The organism is Oharaeibacter diazotrophicus, assembly GCF_004362745.1.
In the GTDB taxonomy this organism is placed as follows: Bacteria; Pseudomonadota; Alphaproteobacteria; order Rhizobiales; family Pleomorphomonadaceae; genus Oharaeibacter; species Oharaeibacter diazotrophicus.
In genome coordinates, this window is record NZ_SNXY01000006.1 from 1 (window position 1) to 17,430 (window position 17,430).

At 71.4% G+C, this 17,430-nt stretch carries 17 protein-coding genes; 11 read left to right on the top strand and 6 right to left on the bottom strand.

The genetic code is table 11. The features are described 5' to 3' along the window. The first annotated feature begins 108 nt into the window (after positions 1–108). Positions 109–462: a hypothetical protein gene (locus EDD54_RS00155; protein ID WP_126537713.1), complete on the top strand. Its 354-nt coding sequence runs from the start codon at positions 109–111 to the stop codon at positions 460–462. A 367-nt stretch (positions 463–829) separates the two neighbouring features. On the opposite strand, the gene EDD54_RS00160 is transcribed toward EDD54_RS00155, so the two are convergent. After that, entirely contained in the window at positions 830–1,627 is a 798-nt protein-coding gene (locus tag EDD54_RS00160; protein ID WP_126537711.1) for an SDR family NAD(P)-dependent oxidoreductase, read from the bottom strand. 215 nt (positions 1,628–1,842) lie between these two features. On the opposite strand from EDD54_RS00160, the gene EDD54_RS00165 reads away from it, so the two are divergent. From EDD54_RS00165 to EDD54_RS00175, 3 genes are read left to right on the top strand one after another with little or no spacing between them, the layout of a single operon-like run. Then, positions 1,843–2,643, top strand: a complete 801-nt coding sequence (locus EDD54_RS00165; RefSeq protein ID WP_126537709.1) for a BtpA/SgcQ family protein — start codon at positions 1,843–1,845, stop codon at positions 2,641–2,643. A gap of 10 nt (positions 2,644–2,653) precedes the next feature. Further along, positions 2,654–4,153: an FGGY-family carbohydrate kinase gene (locus EDD54_RS00170; RefSeq protein WP_126537707.1), complete on the top strand. Its 1,500-nt coding sequence runs from the start codon at positions 2,654–2,656 to the stop codon at positions 4,151–4,153. Then, positions 4,150–4,824 (top strand): HAD family hydrolase, encoded by a 675-nt coding sequence (locus EDD54_RS00175; RefSeq protein WP_126537705.1) that lies wholly within the window; start codon positions 4,150–4,152, stop codon positions 4,822–4,824. Before EDD54_RS00170 ends, EDD54_RS00175 begins: the two co-directional genes overlap by 4 nt. 40 nt (positions 4,825–4,864) lie before the next feature. Here the strand turns inward: EDD54_RS00175 and EDD54_RS00180 are convergent, their stop codons facing one another. After that, positions 4,865–5,092 carry a hypothetical protein gene (locus EDD54_RS00180; protein ID WP_126537703.1) on the bottom strand — a complete coding sequence of 76 codons (228 nt, stop codon included), beginning with the start codon at positions 5,090–5,092 and terminating at the stop codon, positions 4,865–4,867. Between the two features lie 357 nt (positions 5,093–5,449). Here EDD54_RS00180 and gyrB point away from each other — a divergent pair, with 357 nt between their 5' ends. After that, positions 5,450–7,879, top strand: a complete 2,430-nt coding sequence (gene gyrB / locus EDD54_RS00185; protein WP_126537701.1) for a DNA topoisomerase (ATP-hydrolyzing) subunit B — start codon at positions 5,450–5,452, stop codon at positions 7,877–7,879. Positions 7,880–7,947: 68 nt separating this feature from the next. Here gyrB and EDD54_RS00190 read toward each other — a convergent pair whose 3' ends face one another. Both EDD54_RS00190 and EDD54_RS00195 read right to left on the bottom strand, forming a co-directional pair. Further along, positions 7,948–8,727 (bottom strand): SDR family oxidoreductase, encoded by a 780-nt coding sequence (locus EDD54_RS00190; protein ID WP_126537700.1) that lies wholly within the window; start codon positions 8,725–8,727, stop codon positions 7,948–7,950. Next, positions 8,727–9,047: a nuclear transport factor 2 family protein gene (locus EDD54_RS00195; protein ID WP_126537699.1), complete on the bottom strand. Its 321-nt coding sequence runs from the start codon at positions 9,045–9,047 to the stop codon at positions 8,727–8,729. Before EDD54_RS00195 ends, EDD54_RS00190 begins: the two co-directional genes overlap by 1 nt. A gap of 102 nt (positions 9,048–9,149) precedes the next feature. On the opposite strand from EDD54_RS00195, the gene EDD54_RS00200 reads away from it, so the two are divergent. Then, a complete protein-coding gene (locus tag EDD54_RS00200) occupies positions 9,150–10,055 on the top strand; it encodes a LysR family transcriptional regulator (RefSeq protein WP_126537698.1) in 906 nt (301 codons plus the stop codon). Positions 10,056–10,107: 52 nt separating this feature from the next. Here EDD54_RS00200 and EDD54_RS00205 read toward each other — a convergent pair whose 3' ends face one another. Continuing rightward, entirely contained in the window at positions 10,108–11,334 is a 1,227-nt protein-coding gene (locus tag EDD54_RS00205) for a sensor histidine kinase (protein ID WP_126537695.1), read from the bottom strand. 208 nt (positions 11,335–11,542) lie between these two features. Between EDD54_RS00205 and EDD54_RS00210 the strand changes: the two genes are divergently transcribed. Next, positions 11,543–12,334, top strand: coding sequence for a bestrophin-like domain (locus EDD54_RS00210; RefSeq protein ID WP_126537693.1), 792 nt, complete (start codon positions 11,543–11,545; stop codon positions 12,332–12,334). A gap of 43 nt (positions 12,335–12,377) precedes the next feature. Here EDD54_RS00210 and EDD54_RS00215 read toward each other — a convergent pair whose 3' ends face one another. After that, positions 12,378–13,751, bottom strand: a complete 1,374-nt coding sequence (locus EDD54_RS00215; protein ID WP_126537691.1) for an aminotransferase-like domain-containing protein — start codon at positions 13,749–13,751, stop codon at positions 12,378–12,380. 131 nt (positions 13,752–13,882) lie between these two features. Between EDD54_RS00215 and EDD54_RS00220 the strand changes: the two genes are divergently transcribed. The 4 genes from EDD54_RS00220 (at position 13,883) to EDD54_RS00235 (ending at position 17,428) form a co-directional block, all read left to right on the top strand. After that, positions 13,883–14,302, top strand: a complete 420-nt coding sequence (locus EDD54_RS00220) for a DUF983 domain-containing protein (protein ID WP_126537689.1) — start codon at positions 13,883–13,885, stop codon at positions 14,300–14,302. A gap of 189 nt (positions 14,303–14,491) precedes the next feature. Then, on the top strand, positions 14,492–14,905 hold the full coding sequence (locus EDD54_RS00225) for a hypothetical protein (RefSeq protein WP_126537687.1): 414 nt from the start codon (positions 14,492–14,494) through the stop codon (positions 14,903–14,905). Between the two features lie 165 nt (positions 14,906–15,070). Further along, positions 15,071–16,093 carry an LLM class flavin-dependent oxidoreductase gene (locus EDD54_RS00230; protein WP_126537685.1) on the top strand — a complete coding sequence of 341 codons (1,023 nt, stop codon included), beginning with the start codon at positions 15,071–15,073 and terminating at the stop codon, positions 16,091–16,093. 102 nt (positions 16,094–16,195) lie between these two features. Further along, positions 16,196–17,428, top strand: a complete 1,233-nt coding sequence (locus EDD54_RS00235) for an exonuclease SbcCD subunit D (RefSeq protein ID WP_126537683.1) — start codon at positions 16,196–16,198, stop codon at positions 17,426–17,428. The last annotated feature ends 2 nt before the right edge of the window (positions 17,429–17,430 follow it).

Below are 17,430 nucleotides of genomic sequence, written 5' to 3' on the forward strand. Positions count from 1 at the left end.
TATCCGCCGGCCTCCCCCCGGCAGACAGTCTGAATCAGCTTACGGCCGATTTGGGAACCCCTCACGATTCCGTCAGATCGGGTTCCGCTCTAGCGAGGGGGGTGTCCGGTGAGAACAGCGGCTTTTCTCTTCATCTTCGCGCTTTCGGGAATGGCCGGTTCGGCAAAGGCCGAGCCACGGGACATTTCGCGAGAGATCGACAGTCTGGTGACCTTGTGCAAATCGACAACGAGCGCGGATATCCGCGGAGAGCTGGAAGGAGGCCTGAAGCAGCTGTTCGGCAATGTTGTAGAGGCGAAAGGCGATATATCCATCAAAGATAGCGAGTATTCGTTTCTTCAGTTGTTTGAGACCGATGAGGCTCGTCTGGAGGCACAAAAAGTCTTCAACGACTGCGCAATCAATGGGATCAGGATTATCTATGGCCTGCGACAAGAAGCTGAAAAGATGGCGTCAAGGTAACCTATAACGACGTATCAGCGCAGAAACAAGATCTGACCAATCGAAGCATCCAGATACGTAAATTATTCGATGTAAACGGAGAGAATTCGTTCAATATTAAATTTTTCGTTGGCAGTGTATGCAAGATAAAAACAAAGATTGTATCTTCTTCTGGTCAAGTAGGATTGAATTATGCGCTAAAGACGGACAATGACACTGTTTATGATAGTACATATCTAACATCGGGCGAAGAAAATGCTGTTGAAGTATTTGAAGGTGAATATAGTATCTCAATGTGGATAGATCGCGGTGCTGGTAGTTTCAGATTTACAATTGGAGCGAGTTGCGAGAACTGAGAATTCTCAGGCTGAGTTGCGCTCTATTCGCCTCACGTCGTGTACACCCCGCCCGTCACGTTGACGCCCTGGCCGGTCATGAAGCGGGCGGATTCGGAAGCGAGGAAGACGACGACGTCGGCGACGTCCTCGGGCAGTTCCAGCCGGCCGAGCGGGGTCTGGGCGACGTAGTCGTTGATCACCCGCTCGGGCGTGACGCCGCGCAGCGCCGCCTCCCACTCGACCTCGCGCGACTGCATCCCGGTCTTGACGAAGCCCGGGCAGACCGCGTTGACGCGGATGCCCGCCGGCGCCAGTTCGCGGGCGAGCGCCTGGGTCCAGCCGAGCACGGCGAACTTGCTCGCCGAGTAGTGCGCGAGCAGCGGCGCGCCGACCTTGGCCGCCAGCGAGGCGGTGTTGACGATCACGCCGCGACCTGCCGCCACCAGATGACGTGCCGCGATCTGGTTGGTCAGGAACACGCCGCGGATGTTGACGTCGAAGTTGAAGTCCCACTCCGCGTCGGTCAGCTCCAGCGCCCGTTGCATCGTCGAGACGCCGGCGTTGGCGATGACGATCTCGCAGCCGCCGAGCCGGGCGAGCGTCTCGGAAAAGGCCGCCTCGACGCTGTCGCGCCGGCGCACGTCCACGGTCACCGCCACCGCGCCGGCGCCGATCTCGGCGGCGGTGCGCTCGGCCGCCGCCCGGTCGATGTCGGCGACCGCGACCGCGACGCCCTGGCGCGCCAGCGCCGCCGCGATGGCGCGGCCGATGCCGGTGCCGCCGCCGGTCAGGAAGGCACGCCGGCCGGCAAGGTCGGGGAAGACGGCGCGGGACGGGGCGGTCGACATCGGCGGGGCTCTCCGGACGGGGAGGGGGCGGCCCGGCGGGCCGGGCGGATCGCGACGAGCCTAGCGCGGGGAAATCGCCCTCCGCAATCACGTCCCTGTTCTTTTTTGTGCGATCGTGATCTATATCGTCGCGATATGGTCGATGCCGTTCGCGGGGACGGCGGCGACGCGCGAACCCCGGCCGCCGACGCGGGCCGGCGGACGGGAGACGACGGATGATCTTCGAGTTCTTCGGCGCCAGGAAGAAGGCCGTGATCGCCATGGCGCACATCGGCGCCTTGCCGGGCGCGCCGCTCTACGACGCCGACGGCGGCCTCGACAAGCTGATCGAGGGCGTGCTGGCCGACGTCGAGAAGCTGCAGGCCGGCGGCGTCGACGCCATCATGTTCGGCAACGAGAACGACCGTCCCTACGTCTTCAAGGCCGCGCCCGAGGGCCTCGCCGCGATGGCCGCGATCGTCCAGGCGGTCAAGCCGCACCTCTCCGTGCCCTTCGGCGTCAACTATCTCTGGGATCCCGTCGCCAGCGTCGCGATCGGCGCGGTCACCGGCGCGTCCTTCGTGCGCGAGATCCTCACCGGCCTGTTCGCCTCCGACATGGGCCTGTGGCAGCCGGACTGCGCCGCCGCCTCGCGCCTGCGCCATTCGCTCGGCCGCGACGACATGAAGCTGCTCTTCAACATCAACGCCGAGTTCGCCCATTCGCTCGACCAGCGCCCGATCGAGCTGCGCGCCCGCAGCGCGGTGTTCTCCTCGCTCGCCGACGCGGTGCTGGTGTCCGGCCCGATCACCGGCCAGCCGGCCGACCGCTCGCAGCTCGCCGCGGTCTGCGAAGCGGTGCGCGACGTGCCGGTGTTCGCCAACACCGGCGTCAACATCGACAACGTCCGCGACGTGATGGCGCTCGCCTCCGGCTGCGTCATCGGCACCCACTTCAAGGTCGACGGCAACACCTGGAACCCCGTCGACGCCGACCGCGTCAGGCGCTTCATGGATGTCGTCGAGACGCTGCGCTGAGCCGCCGGCGATGACCTGCGTCCTCGGCCTCGACGTCGGCACCACCTCGACGATCGGCATCCTGATCCGCCTGCCGGACACCGTGCTCGCCACGGCGAGCCGGCCGGTCCGGCTGTCGTCGCCGCGGCCCGGCTGGGCCGAGGAGGATCCGGACGCGTGGTGGACCAACGTCGCCGCGATCACCCGCGCGCTGATCGCCGAGGCCGGCGTCCGTCCCGAGGCGATCGCCGCCGTCGGCGTCACCGGCATGCTGCCGGCGGTGGTGCTGGTCGACGACGCCGGCCGGCCCGTCCGCCCGTCGATCCAGCAGAGCGACGGGCGCTGCGGCGCCGAGGTCGCGGCGATCCGCGCCGAGGTCGACGAGGCGGCGTTCCTCGCCAAGGCCGGCAACGGCGTCAACCAGCAGCTGGTCGCCCCCAAGCTGCGCTGGCTCGCCGCCCACGAGCCGGAAGCGCTCGCCCGCGCCGCGACCGTTTTCGGCTCCTACGACTGGATCAACTTCCGCCTCACCGGCGAGCGCGCCGTCGAGCAGAACTGGGCCCTCGAGGCCGGCTTCGTCGACGTCGCCGCCGGCCGGCTCGACGACGGCCTGATCGCGCTGACGGGCCGGCCGCGCACGCTCGTGCCGCGCAAGGTCGCCTCCCACGAGATCCTCGGCCGCGTCACCCCGGCAGCGGCCGCCGAGACCGGCCTCGCCGCCGGCACGCCCGTGGTCGGCGGCGCCGCCGACATGATCGCCTCCGCCCTAGGCGCCGGCATCGTCGCGCCCGGCGACGTGCTCCTGAAGTTCGGCGGTGCGGTCGACGTCCTCACCGCCACCGACCGCGCCCGCCCGGACCCGCGGCTCTATCTCGACTACCACCTCGTCCCCGGCCTCTTCATGCCGAACGGCTGCATGGCGACCGGCGGCTCGGCGCTGAACTGGTTCGCGCGCACCTTCGCCGGCGGCGAGGCGGCGACGGCCGCCGCCGCGGGCGAGAGCGTCCACGCTCGGCTCGACCGCCTCGCCGCCGACCGCCCCGCCGGCGCCGAGGGACTGACGGTGCTGCCCTATTTCCTCGGCGAGAAGACCCCCCTGCACGACCCTGCCGCCCGCGGCGTCTTCGACGGCCTCACCCTGTCGCACGACCTCGGCCATCTCTGGCGGGCGATGCTCGAGGCCTATGCCTACGCCATCGCCCACCACGTCGAGGTGCTCGCCGACATCGGCCATCGCGCCGAGCGCTTCATCGTTTCCGACGGCGGTTCGGCGAGCCGGGTCTGGATGGGCATCGTCGCCGACGTGCTCGGCCGGCCGGTGCAACGCCTCTCCGGCCATCCCGGCTCCTGCCTCGGCGCCGCCTGGACCGCCGCGATCGGCGCCGGTCTCGTCGACGACTGGGCGGGCGCCGCCCGCTTCGTCACCGCCGGCGACCGCATCGATCCCGATCCCGCCAACGCCGGCATCTACGCCGCCGGCTACGCCCGCTACCGCGCCCTCCACGGCGCCATCTCCACGGTGCCGCGATGACCGCCCCCTTCGCCGCCGTCGCCTGGGACGTCGACGGCACGCTGGTCGACAGCGAACCGCTGCACCACCGCGCCCTGCTGGCCGCCTCGGCCGCCGCCGGCGTCGACCTCTCCGACCTGCCCGACATGGCCTTCCGCGGCATCCACGTCGGCGACGTCTGGGAGATGCTGGCGCCGCGCCTTTCCGGCGCGATCGGCCGCGAGGCCTGGTTCGCCGCGATCCGCGACCACTACGTGTCGCACCGGCGCGAACTCGTCGCGGTGCCGGGTGCGGTCGAGACCGTGCGCCGTCTCGCCGAGGCCGGCGTGCCCCAGGTCTGCGTCTCCAATTCGGAACGGGCGATCGTCGCCGCCAATCTCGACGCCCTCGGCATCGCCCGTCTGATCCGCTTCTCGGTCACGCTCGACGACGTCGCCGCCGGCAAGCCCGACCCGGAACCCTATGCCCGCGCCGTCCGCCGGCTGACGCTGCCGCCGGCCGCCGTCGTCGCCGTCGAGGACAGCGCCACAGGCGCCGCTTCCGCCAGGGCCGCCGGTCTCCACGTCGTCGCCTGCGGCCCCGACGCCGACGCGATCGCCGACGCCCACCGCGTCGTCGCCGACCTCCGCGACCTCGCGGACCTCTTCGTCCGCGCGGACGTCGTCGTCCGCGGCCCCGTCGCCACCGCCTGACGGCGCGAGGGGAGGGGCGGAGAGGGCGGGCGCGCGGGCTTCACTCCTCCGCCGGAACAGCGGCCGAGCCGTGTCGGATCTCGCCGTCCTGCGCCATGGTCCGGGTGATCGTGGCGATCCGGGTGATCAGCCCCGCGATCATCGAGCGGTGCCGCGACGGATGGGCGGCGCGGAAGTCGACGTCGTCGAGCACCCGCTGCAATTCGGCCTCGGCGGCCCTGAGATCGTCGATGCCATAGCGCGTCGGGGCTCTCCTCTGGCGTTTCACGTCGCTCTCCGAGTCGCGGCCGGCTGATCCGGCCACTTGGATACTTATGTAAACGAATACATTTTATGGCAACTTTCAACTATGCACGTCGACGAAGGCCGCGCCCGCCGGGCCGCGCCCGGGCGGCACGGCCGGGGAGAGCCGCTCGGCCGGACGGCACTGGCTCCTGACGCGGCGACGTGCCGCAGGCGCGCCAGTCCCGATTCGATGCGGTCGGGCCCGTGGCGCGGATCGGCCGCCGGCGCCGTGAAACGGTCGGAATCCACGCGTAGTTCCAGGCGGTTGGGCACGCGTGTTGAACGCTCGCCCCGAGCCCTCTATCAGGAGGGTTCAGAGCAAGCCGAAAGCGAAGTCCAGATGTCCGAAGCCGCCCGCCTCGCCGCCGATGAATACGGCGCGGAATCGATCAAGGTCCTGAAGGGCCTCGACGCCGTCCGCAAGCGCCCGGGCATGTACATCGGCGACACCGACGACGGTTCCGGCCTGCACCACATGGTCTACGAGGTGGTGGACAACGCCATCGACGAGGCGCTCGCCGGCTACGCCGACGAGGTTCGCGTGACGCTGAACCCGGACGGCTCCTGCACGGTCTCCGACAACGGCCGCGGCATCCCGACCGACATCCACTCGGGCGAGGGCGTCTCGGCGGCCGAGGTCATCATGACCCAGCTGCACGCCGGCGGTAAGTTCGACCAGAACAGCTACAAGGTCTCGGGCGGCCTGCACGGCGTCGGCGTCTCGGTGGTGAACGCCCTGTCGGTCTGGCTGCGCCTCAGGATCTGGCGCGCCGGCCGCGAGCACCGGATGAGCTTCACCCACGGCGTCGCCGACGCGCCGCTCGAGGTCGTCGGCGAGGCGGCTGGGCGCACCGGCACCGAGGTCAGCTTCCTGCCGAGCACCGACACCTTCAAGGGCGTGATCGAGTTCGACTACGCCACGCTGGAGCGGCGCCTGCGCGAACTCGCCTTCCTGAACTCCGGCGTCCGCATCCTGTTGACCGACGCCCGCGGCGTCGAGCCGAAGAGCGAGGAGCTGCACTACGAGGGCGGCCTCGAGGCCTTCGTCCGCTATCTCGACCGCTCCCGCAAGCCGCTGATCGGCAAGCCGGTGACGGTGGCCGCGGCGCGCGACGGCATCACGGTCGAGGTGGCGTTGTGGTGGAACGACAGTTACCACGAGAACGTGCTCTGCTTCACCAACAACATCCCCCAACGTGACGGCGGCACCCATCTCGCCGGCTTCCGCGCCGCGCTGACCCGGCAGGTGACGTCCTACGCCGAGGCGTCCGGCATCCTGAAGCGCGAGAAGGTCACGCTCACCGGCGACGACTGCCGCGAGGGCCTGACCGCGGTGCTCTCGGTCAAGGTGCCCGACCCGAAGTTCTCGAGCCAGACCAAGGACAAGCTGGTCTCCTCGGAGGTCCGTCCGGTCGTCGAGAGCGCGCTCAACGAGGCTTTCGCGACATGGTTCGAGGAGCACCAGCCCGAGGCGCGCACCGTCGTCGGCAAGGTGGTCGAGGCCGCCGCCGCCCGTGAGGCGGCGCGCAAGGCGCGCGAACTGACCCGGCGCAAGGGCGCGCTCGACATGGCCTCGCTGCCCGGCAAGCTCGCCGAGTGCCAGGACCGCGACCCCGCCAACACCGAACTCTTCCTGGTCGAAGGCGACTCGGCCGGCGGCTCCGCCAAGCAGGGCCGCAACCGCGAGTTCCAGGCCGTGCTGCCGCTGCGCGGCAAGATCCTCAACGTCGAGCGCGCCCGCTTCGACAAGATGCTGTCGTCGGCCGAAATCGGCACGCTGATCACCGCGCTCGGCACCGGTATCGGGACCGACGAATTCGACCCGACCAAGCTGCGCTACCACAAGATCATCATCATGACGGACGCCGACGTCGACGGCGCCCACATCCGCACCCTGCTGCTGACCTTCTTCTTCCGGCAGATGGGCCAGTTGATCGAGCGCGGCCACGTCTACATCGCCCAGCCGCCGCTCTACAAGGTGACCAAGGGCAAGTCCGAGAGCTACCTCAAGAACGAGCACGCCCTCGAGGACTACCTGATCGACCAGGGCCTCGACGACGCCGTGCTGCGCCTCGCCACCGGCGAGGAGCGCGCCGGCCAGGACCTGCGCGCCGTCGTCGACCGCGCCCGGCAGGTCAAGGCGGTCCTCGACGGCCTGCACCACCGCTACGACCGCTCGGTGGTCGAGCAGGCCGCCATCGCCGGCGCCCTCAACGCCGACGTCCTCACCGACGCGACCAAGGCCGCCGAGGCCGCCGCCTACGTGGCGCGCCGGCTCGACATCCTCGCCGACGAGTTCGAGAAGGGCTGGACCGGCGAGGCGCGCGAGGACGGCGGTCTGGTGTTCCGCCGCACCGTGCGCGGCGTCACCGAGGTCGCCACCATCGACCCGGCGCTGTTGTCCTCGGCCGACGCCCGCAAGCTCGACGGCCACGCCCGCCACCTCCAGGACGTCTACGGCAAGGCCGCGGGCCTGCGCCGCAAGGACGGCGAGACCGCCATCCGCGGCCCGCGCGCCCTGCTCGACGCCGTCTTCGCGATCGGCCGCAAGGGCATTTCGCTGCAGCGCTACAAGGGCCTCGGCGAGATGAACGCCGAGCAGCTGTGGGAAACCACCCTCGACCCCAACGTCCGCTCGCTGCTCCAGGTCAAGGTCGCCGACGGCACCGAGGCCGACGACATCTTCGAGCGCCTCATGGGCGACGACGTCGAACCCCGCCGCGACTTCATCCAGACCAACGCGCTCAACGTCTCGAACCTGGACGTGTGAGGGAGATCGTGTAGCGAAGCCGGACGGTTCAATCGCCGCCGTCCGGCCCCGGCTCGTGTCCGGCCCGGCTACACCGTCGGAACGGTGCCGCCGTCGATGACGTGTTCGGTTCCCGTGATCGAGGCGGCGAGGTCGGAGGCGAGGAAGGCGATCAGGTTCGCCACCTCCTCCGGCTTCGATGGACGGCCGAGGGGGATGCCGCCGAGCGAAGCCATGATGATCCGCTTGCCGCCCTCGACGTCGGTCCCGGCCTCGACCGCGAGCCGCTCGGCGAGCTTCACCGACGCCTCGGTCTCGATCCATCCCGGCGCCACCCGCACCACCCTCACGCCCTTCGGCGATACCTCCTTCGAGAGCGCCTTGCCGTAGGCCGAGAGGGCGGCCTTGGCCGCCGCGTAGGCGATGGTCGCCTCGGGCAGCGGCATCAGGCGCTGGATCGAGGTGACGTGGACGACGACGCCGCGTCCCTGGCCGATCATGCCGGGCAGCAGGGCCCGGTCGAGACGCACGGCCGGGAAGAGATTGAGGTCGATCTCCCTGCGCCATTCCTCGTCGGTCAGCGCGGCGAAGCCGCCCGCCGGCGCCGACGAACCGCCGAGCATGTGGACGACGACGTCGACACCGCCGAGCCTGTCGCGAACGGCGGTCGCGACGGCGGCGCAGCCCTCGGCCGTGGTCAGGTCGGCGGCGACGAAGCCCCGCTCGGGGACGTCGTCCGGCCGTGAGCGCGCCGTCGTGAGCACGTCGGCGCCGAGGTCCCGGAACAGGCGGACGGTCGCCGCGCCCGCCCCGCGGGTGCCGGAGGTGACGAGGGCACGCTTGCCGCGAAGGTCGAGAATGGGTGCCATCAGCCGATCCTCAGGGTGGTGATCAGGTCGTTCTCGAGCGTGAACGCGAAGGCGAGCACGGCCGGACTGCCCGGGAAGTCGCCGCTGACGCGGGCCCGCACGACGACGCCGTCTCCGTCCCGCGCCACCTCCACGGCTTCGGTGGTGGGGCGGTACTGCGCCTGCGCGGCGAGCCACCACGCCCGGATGGCGGCGTGGCCGTGGTGTCGGCGGCCCTCGTCCTCGACGACGGCGTCGCTCGCGAAGGCGCGAGCGAGCCTTTCGGGATCCGCGTCGCGGTCGGCGTCGAAATAGGTCCTGACGGCGGTCGGCATGTCCATGGACGTCTCCAGCGTTGGTGGGGTGACACGCGGAATGTGCCGCTGGACGATCGATCCGATAAGCGGGATGAAAGGGGACAAGGTATTTCGGAAATCGGGACGATGCGCAAACCTGGACTGTCCGATCTCGACGCGGCGCTGGCCTTGGCCCGGCGGGCGTCCTTCCGCGCCGCGGCGACCGATCTCGGCGTCTCCACCACGACGCTCAGCAACACGATCGCGAAGCTGGAAGCGGGCCTCGGCGTCCGCCTGTTCAACCGGACGACCCGGAGCGTCTCGCTCACCGACGCCGGGCGGACCTTCGTGGGGCGGATCGCCCCGGCCCTTCGGGAGATCGAAGGGGCGATGGACGGCGCGCGCGCGGAGCAGGCGGAGCCGACGGGCACCTTGCGCATCAACGCCTTCGCCACCGCCGCCCGCGGGATTCTCGAGCCGCTCGTCTTCGCCTTCCTCCGCGCCCATCCGCGGGTGCACGTGGAGATCGTCACGGAGGAGCGGCTGGTCGACATCGTGGCCGAGGGCTTCGACGTCGGCGTCCGCGCCGCCGACCTCGTCCCGGCGGACATGATCGCGCTGCCGCTCGGCCCGCCGCTTGCGCACGCCGTCGTGGCATCCCCGGCCTACCTCGCGCGGCACGGCCGTCCGCGGACGCCCGCCGACCTCGCTGACCACGCCTGCATCCGCGTTCGCCTGCCCAACGGCGCGCTGCTGCGCTGGCCGTTCTCGCGGTACGGCGAGACGCTGCAGGTGGACGTCACGGGGCCGCTGACCCTGGACGAGGCCGGTCTCGCCCGCGCCGCCGTCGTCGAGGGCTTCGGGATCGGCTTCTTCCAGGAGCCGAACGTCCGAGAAGAGATCGCCGCCGGGCGGCTCGAGCGGATCCTCGCGGATTGGACGCCCCCGCTGGTGCCGCTCTGCCTCTACTATCCCGGCCGGCGCAACCATTCGGCCGCCCTCCGGAGCTTCCTCGCCCTCGCCCGGGAGATCGGCAAGGGCGCGGCGCCCTGACGGCACGACCCGAACGATCGCCGTGGATCGCCCGCGATCGGAACGACCGCGGTCAGGGCGTCGTCGGTGAAGGCCGGCCGAGGAAGTCGCCCGCGACGCCGTCGGCCGACGGAGCGCGAACCGGTTCGCCCGACGGCGCGGCCGCCGTCGCGAGCGGCCGCTCCTCCGCCGCCCGCCAGGGCAGGGCGAGCGAGGCGCGGAAGCGGCCCGGGCCGACGGGGCCGGCGGCGAACAGGCCGTCGTCGCGGAAGCGGGCGCGCAGGCGTTCGGCGACGTTGCGCGTGCCGACGCCCATGCCGGCCAACCCGTCGCGGCCGGGCCGGCCACCGTCGATCGGCATGTCGTTCTCGATCGTGATCAGCAGGCGGTCGGCGTCCCGGCGCGCGCGGAGCGCGATCTCCACCTGGCCCGCGGTCGCCCCGACGCCGTGCTTGACCGCGTTCTCGATGAGCGGTTGCAGGATCAGGCTCGGCACCAGCGCGCGCCGGACGTCGTCGGCCGCGTCGATGCGGAAGGTCATCCGGTCCGAGAAGCGTTCCCGTTCGATCTCGAGATAGTCCCGTTGCAGGGCGAGTTCCTCGGCCAGCGGCACGTCGTGGACGGGGTCGAGCGCGAGGGTGGTGCGCAGGAAGGTCGAGAGCGACAGCACCATGCGCCCCGCGCGCGCGGACGATCCCTCCTCGATCAGTCCGGCGATCGAGTTCAGCGTGTTGAACATGAAGTGCGGGTTGACCTGATAGCGCAGCGCCCGCATCTGCGCCGCCAGCGCCTCCTCGCGGACGGCGGCGAGGCGCAGGCTGCGCGCGTGCAGCTCGAAGGCGAACACGAGGGCGACGAACAGCGCGCACCAGCCGAAGAACAGCGCCGCGCCGAGGGCGGTGTCGTTCACGAATCCGGCCCAGTCCGCGCCGCCGACCGAGGTCGGCAGCCCGCCCCCGCCGAGGACCCGGCCGAGCCCGGCCCGGGCGATCCCCCCGAGCAGCGACAGCGCGAAGGACGACAGCAGGAGCGCGGGCAGCGCACCCTCGGTCGAACCGTTGCGCGTCGCCCGCCCGTGGATGCCGAGGAGCGCGAGGGAGATCGCGCAGGCGCCGAGCCAGCACGCGCCGTCGAGCGCCAACGTCGCGACCACGGATCGGACGTCCACCCCCGGTGCCCCGGACGCACCGCTCCCGAGCACGGCGGCCGGCAGCGACGCCAGGAAGATCCCCGCCCAGTAGACCAGCCCGAAACGGACATGGGCCCGGCGAATGCCGCAGTCGTCGGTGAGGCGGTCCATGCTCGCGTATCCGGTCTTCGATGCCGGCGCATTCTAGCCGTGGCGGCGACCGCGTCGACGGGGATCGGGGCTGCGCCGGCGCGACTTTCGCCCGCGCGCCGGCCGGAGGGCCGGGCGTCCCCGGTAATTCCACCGGCGCCGCGTTGCCGGCCTCGTCGGGATCGCGCATCCTCTGCCCGAAACCGCGAGCTTGTCCGTCGGAGCGACCATGGAGGCATGGGGCCTGTTGTATTCGGTCGCCGTCGGCGCCGTGTTCGTCGCGGGCACGATCCTCGTCGTGCTCGGCAGCTATTTCGCCACCCGCCGCGTGATCGGACCGGGCGCGGACGGCGATCGGACGATCGAGGTGGCCGCGAACGTCGCCGTGCGGGTCGCGACGCTGCACAGCCTGATCCTCGGGCTGGTCTATGCCCAGGAACTCGACGACTACAAGGGCGTCCGCTCCAACCTCGTCGAAGAGGCGATCGCCATCTCCGACGTCTTCAACGACGCCCGCCGCTACGGTGGCGAGGCGACCGCGACCGTGCAGGGCGGCCTGTCGCGCTACGTCGCCGTCGTCGTCGACGAGGAATGGGCCGACCTCGGCGACCGGCGAGGGTTGTCCGCGCGTGCGTGGCGGGAATGGGAAACCGTCTACGACGCCATTCTGAACCTCGTGCCGGTCTCGGAACGGGAACGCTTCCTCGCCCAGCGGATGCGCGACCGGATCGCGGTCGTCGCCCGATACCGCCAGCTGCGCGAGGCCCCGACCAAGAGCCATTTCTCGGGTCTGTTCTGGGCACCGGCGATCATCGGACTGGTGATCGTCTCGGCGGCCTTCTACGTCTACCGGCCGACACGCACGCACCTCGTGTTGCTCGGTCTGTTCGGGGCCTATTCGGGGGTGATCCTCTTCTTCATCTTCGCCTTCGCCAACCCCTACGCCGAACCGGGCAAGCTCGAACCACGACCGTTCCAGCAGTTGCTCCTCGGCGATCTCGCGGTCCCGCCTCCTTCTTAGGAGGCCGCCGCGGGCGGCCGTACATCGCGCTGCCGCCCCCGGCTCACACCACCGTCCGCGCCCGCGCGTCCGTCCCGAGCAGCCCCGTCAGCCGCTTCAGTCCGATCCTCAGCGCCGTCCGGTCCGGTGCGGCGCCGAGCGAGACGCGGACGGCTTCGGGAACGGTCGTGCCGGTGGCGAAGGCGGAGGCGGGTACGACGGCGACCCCGCCGGTGCCCGCCTCGGCGGCGAAGGCGTCGGCGCGCCGGCCCGGCGGCAGTTCCAGCCAGACGTGGGGGCCGCGCGGCGCCGCGCGGAAGCAATGCCCGGCGAGGACGGCGGCGGCGATCTCCTGGCGCGCCGCGCTCTCCTCCCGGATCGCCGCCACGATCTTCGCGAGCGTGCCGTCTGCGATCCAGCGTGTCGCCACCGCCGCCGCCAGCGGCGACGCCATCAGCGTGGTCGCCCGGAGTGCCGCGCCGACGGCGTCGGCCGCCCGGGCGGTCGGCGCGGCGACGTGGGCGATCCTGAGCCCGGGCGTCGCGCACTTCGCCAGCGTCGCGACGTACCACGTCCGCTCCGGCGCGCGCGCCGCGATCGGATCCGGCGGGTCGAGTGCGAGCGGGCCGTAGGGGTCGTCCTCGACGATCGCCAGCCCTTCGCGCCGCGCGATCGCCGCGATCGCCGACCGGCGCTCCACCGACATGGTCGCGGTGGTCGGGTTGTCGAGGGTCGGCACGAGGTAGAGCGCCGAAACGCTGCCCGCGCGGCAAGCGTCCGCCACCGCCTCGGGCACGACGCCCTCGGCGTCCATGGCGAGCGGCACGATCGCCGCGCCGACCCGCTCGGCCGCCGCCCTGGCGCCGGGATAGGTGACGACGCCCATGCCGATCCGGGCACCGGGCGCGAGGATCGCGGCGAAGATCGCGAACAGCGACGCCTGCGCCCCGCTCGCGACCACCACGCGGCCGGGGTCGACCGGGCCGAGCACCTTGCCGAGCCGGTAGGCCCCGGCGACCCGGTCGGCCTCGGTGCCGGCGACGGGACAATATTGCAGCAGCCCGGCGCCGCCGCGCAGCACCTCCGCGGTCGTCCGCGCCAGCCGGCCGGCGAGATCGGCGCGCGCCGGCTGCGGCGGGATGTTCAGGCTGAGGTCGACCGGCCGCGCCAGCGCCCGCGCGGCGGACTGCGGCGCGTCTGCCGCGACCCGCGTGCCGCCACGGCCCGGGCTGGCCTCCAGCACGCCGCGCAGCTTCGCCTCGCCATAGGCGCGGGTGACGGTGGTGAGGTCGATCCCGAGCGCCGTCGCGACGCTGCGCTGCGCCGGCATCCGCTCGCCCGGCGCCACGTCGCCGGCGGCGACGTCCTCCTCGATCGCCTCGACGATCCCCATGAACTTCGAGCCGGAGCCGATCCGGATCCGCGGCCGCCACACCATGCCCCCTCCGACGTCCCGACAATCAGATCCATACATTGAGGCCATGTATGCCATTCATTTCGCCGTCGATCCATACGATATGGAGGCGACGCGACGGCCGGGTCCGGCCCGCCGCCCGAAAGGGGATCGCCATGACCACCGACGTCCGTCATCCGCCGCAGCCGCCCGTCGCCACCGGCGTCCGCGGGCTGTGCCCGCGCTGCGGGCAGGGCCACCTGTTCGACGGCTTCCTGACGCTCGCCCCGTCCTGCGAGGTCTGCGGCCTCGACTACGGCTTCGCCGACCCCGCCGACGGCCCGGCCTTCTTCGTGATCTGCTTCGCCTGCGTCCCCGCGGTGATCCTGGCGCTCTGGATCGAGATGGCCTTCCAGGCGCCCTACTGGGTCCACCTCTTCACCACGTTGCCGTTCCTGCTCCTCACCTGCGTGCCGCCGCTGAGGCCGCTGAAGGGCTGGCTGGTCGCGAGCCAGTATTACTTCAAGGCCGAGGAGGGCCGCCTCGAGACCGACGACCGCGTGCCCGCGGCTGCGCCGACCGAACTCCGGAGCTGACCGGCTCCGGATGCCCGCGGGGCGGCGGACTTCCGACGCCGCCCCGTGGGCCGAGACCCTGCCATCACGCGACCGTCCGGCGCCGCGGCGCCCCGCCGCCCCTCGTCGGCTGCGGGCGCGCGGCTCGCGTTCTCATTGACGCACCGAACTGGATCGATCGAGAGTGGCGGGAGCGTGGACGATAGGGGCGTGACGATGCGAAGGCTGGCCATCTTGCTTTGCGTGATCTGCGGAGGCTGCCGGACCGACCAACAGCCGTCGGAGAGCTTCGCACGCGAGGTGATCCCCGGAATTTGCCTTCGCGGCAAGGATAGCCGCGATGTAACCGAGTTCTTCAATGCCAGTTACATATATATCGGGAATCATCCGGATGTACCGCAAGAATTCTACGACCGCATCTGGGGCGAGGACGGTGTGGTGAAGCGGGGCGGGCTCCGTCTGGTCACGCCGGAGGGCGCGATGATCCTGACGTCTGACGTAGAGCCGTTCGAAGTAGTGGTGGTAGGGCGCCCGCAGGTTGCCGATCTGAACGGGGATCCGAAGGGGCGCTTTTTCGAGTGCCGGCAGGGCGCATTTCAAGCGTTGGGGACCCGTGAACACTAACCTCGTCTCGTCGCGGCACGCCGAGGCTGCCGTCCGCCCACTACGGTCGCCGCGCCGCCCGCCCTTGAGCCGGCCGCCGCGCTCGGCCATATGTGGCGGCGACCCCCTCCGGTGCCGCCCGCCCGTGCCGCGCCGTGCCCCCGCTCCCGCCGCCCAGGATCCACCATGAAGAAGATCGGCTTCCTTTCCTTCGGCCACTGGTCGCCGACGTCGCAGTCGGCGACGCGGACGGCGGCGGACGCGCTGTTGCAGTCGATCGACCTCGCCGTCGCCGCCGAGGAACTCGGGGCCGACGGCGCCTATTTCCGCGTCCACCACTTCGCCCGTCAGCTCGCCTCGCCGTTCCCGCTGCTGGCCGCGGTCGGCGCGCGGACGAAGACGATCGAGATCGGCACCGCCGTGATCGACATGCGCTACGAGAACCCGCTCTACATGGCCGAGGACGCCGGCGCCGCCGACCTGATCTCCGGCGGCCGTCTCCAACTCGGCATCAGCCGCGGTTCGCCCGAGCAGGTGATCGACGGCTGGCGCTACTTCGGCTACCGCCCGGCCGAGGGCGAGAGCGACGCCGACATGGGCCGCCGCGCCACCGAGGTGCTGCTCGAGGTGCTGAAGGGCGAGGGCTTCGCCCGGCCGAACCCGCGGCCGATGTTCCCCAACCCGCCGGGCCTCCTGCGCCTCGAGCCCTACGCCCACGGCCTGCGCGAGCGGCTGTGGTGGGGCGCCGGCTCCAACGCCACCGCGGAATGGGCGGCCAAACTCGGCATGAATCTCCAGAGCTCGACCCTCAAGAACGACGAGACCGGCGAGCCCTTCCACGTCCAGCAGGCCGCCCAGATCCGCGCCTACCGCGAAGCCTGGAAGGCTGCCGGCCACAAGCGCGAGCCGCGCGTCTCGGTCAGCCGCAGCATCTTCGCCCTGGTCGACGACCGCGACCGCGCCTATTTCGGCGGCCGCGACGGCGACGCCGACCAGATCGGCTTCATCGACGACCGGACGCGCGCCATCTTCGGCCGCAGCTACGCCGCCGAACCGGATGTCCTGATCCGCCAACTCGCCGCCGACGAGGCGATCGCCGAGGCCGACACGCTGCTGCTCACGGTCCCGAACCAGCTCGGCGTCGACTACAACGCCCACGTCATCGAGGCGATCCTGACCCACGTCGCCCCCGCGCTCGGCTGGCGCTGAGCGGCCCGGCGCCGGCCGCGACCGGATCGTGCTAAGCTCCCGGCCGCGACTCGCGCGGGCGTCCGCCCGTGGCGGGCGCGCAACCTTTGGCCCATCCGGCGTATGCGCTTCATCCACACGGCCGACTGGCACATCGGGCAGACGATTAACGGCTGGACCCGCGAGGCCGAGCACCGCGCCTTCCTCGCCGGTCTGCCCGACCTCGTCGCGGAGACCGGCGCCGACGCGCTGATCGTCGCCGGCGACGTCTTCGACGGCATCAACCCGTCCAACGACTCGCTCCGGCTCTACTACGACGCCCTGGCGACGCTGAACGCGCGCCATCCGCGGCTGACCACCGTGATCGTCGCCGGCAACCACGATTCCGCCGGCAGGCTCCAGGCGCCCGACGTTCTGCTTCGGCGCTTCGGCGTCCACGTCGTCGCCGGCGTCCATCGGATCGACGGCCGCCTCGACCTCGACCGCCACCTCGTGCCGCTGCCGGCCGCCGACGGCGGCGTCGGCGCCCACGTGCTGGCGATCCCGTTCCTGCGCCCCGGCGACCTGCCGGGCCTCGCCTTCGACGACGGCGCCGACGGCTCGCCGGTGGTGGCGGCGACGCGCCGGCTCTACGGCGAGGCGGTCGCCGCCGCGCGCGAGCGGATCGGCGCGGCGCCGCTGATCGCGACCGGCCATCTCCACTGCCTCGGGGCGCTCGAGTCGGAGGGCGCCGAGCGCCGCATCGTCGTCGGCGGCGAGCACGCCGTGCCGGCCGACATCTTCCCCGCCGACGTCGCCTACGTCGCGCTCGGCCATCTCCATCGCGCCCAGGGCGTCGGCCGCGACACCGTCCGCTACGCCGGTTCGCCGTTTCCGCTGTCGGCGACCGAACTCCCCTACCGCCACGCCGTCACGGTGGTCGACGTCGATCCGGACGGCGCCGTGCGCTGGGTCGAGCGCCCGCTGGCGCGGCCGGTGCCGTGCCTGCGCCTGCCCGAGACCGGCGCCCTGAAGCCGGCCGACCTCGCCGCCGCCGTCGCCGCCCTCGGCCTCGATCCCGCCCTGCCGCGCGAGGTGCAGCCGCTCGTCCACGTCGTGCTCGCCCCCGACGGCCCGCTCGCCGGCGTCGTCGTCGAGGCCGAACGGCTTCTCGAGGCCCACCCGTTGCGCTGCGCCGGCATCCGGATCGAGCGGCCGGCCGCGGCGACCGAGGGCAGGGCGCCAGAGACCAAGGCGCTGCGGCTGTCGGACTGGCGCCCGGAGGACCTGTTCGCCCGCGCCTTCGAGACGAGGAACGGCGTCCCGCCCGGGCCGGAGCACCGCGAGGCCTTCCGCCGGCTGCTCGTGGCGGAGTGATC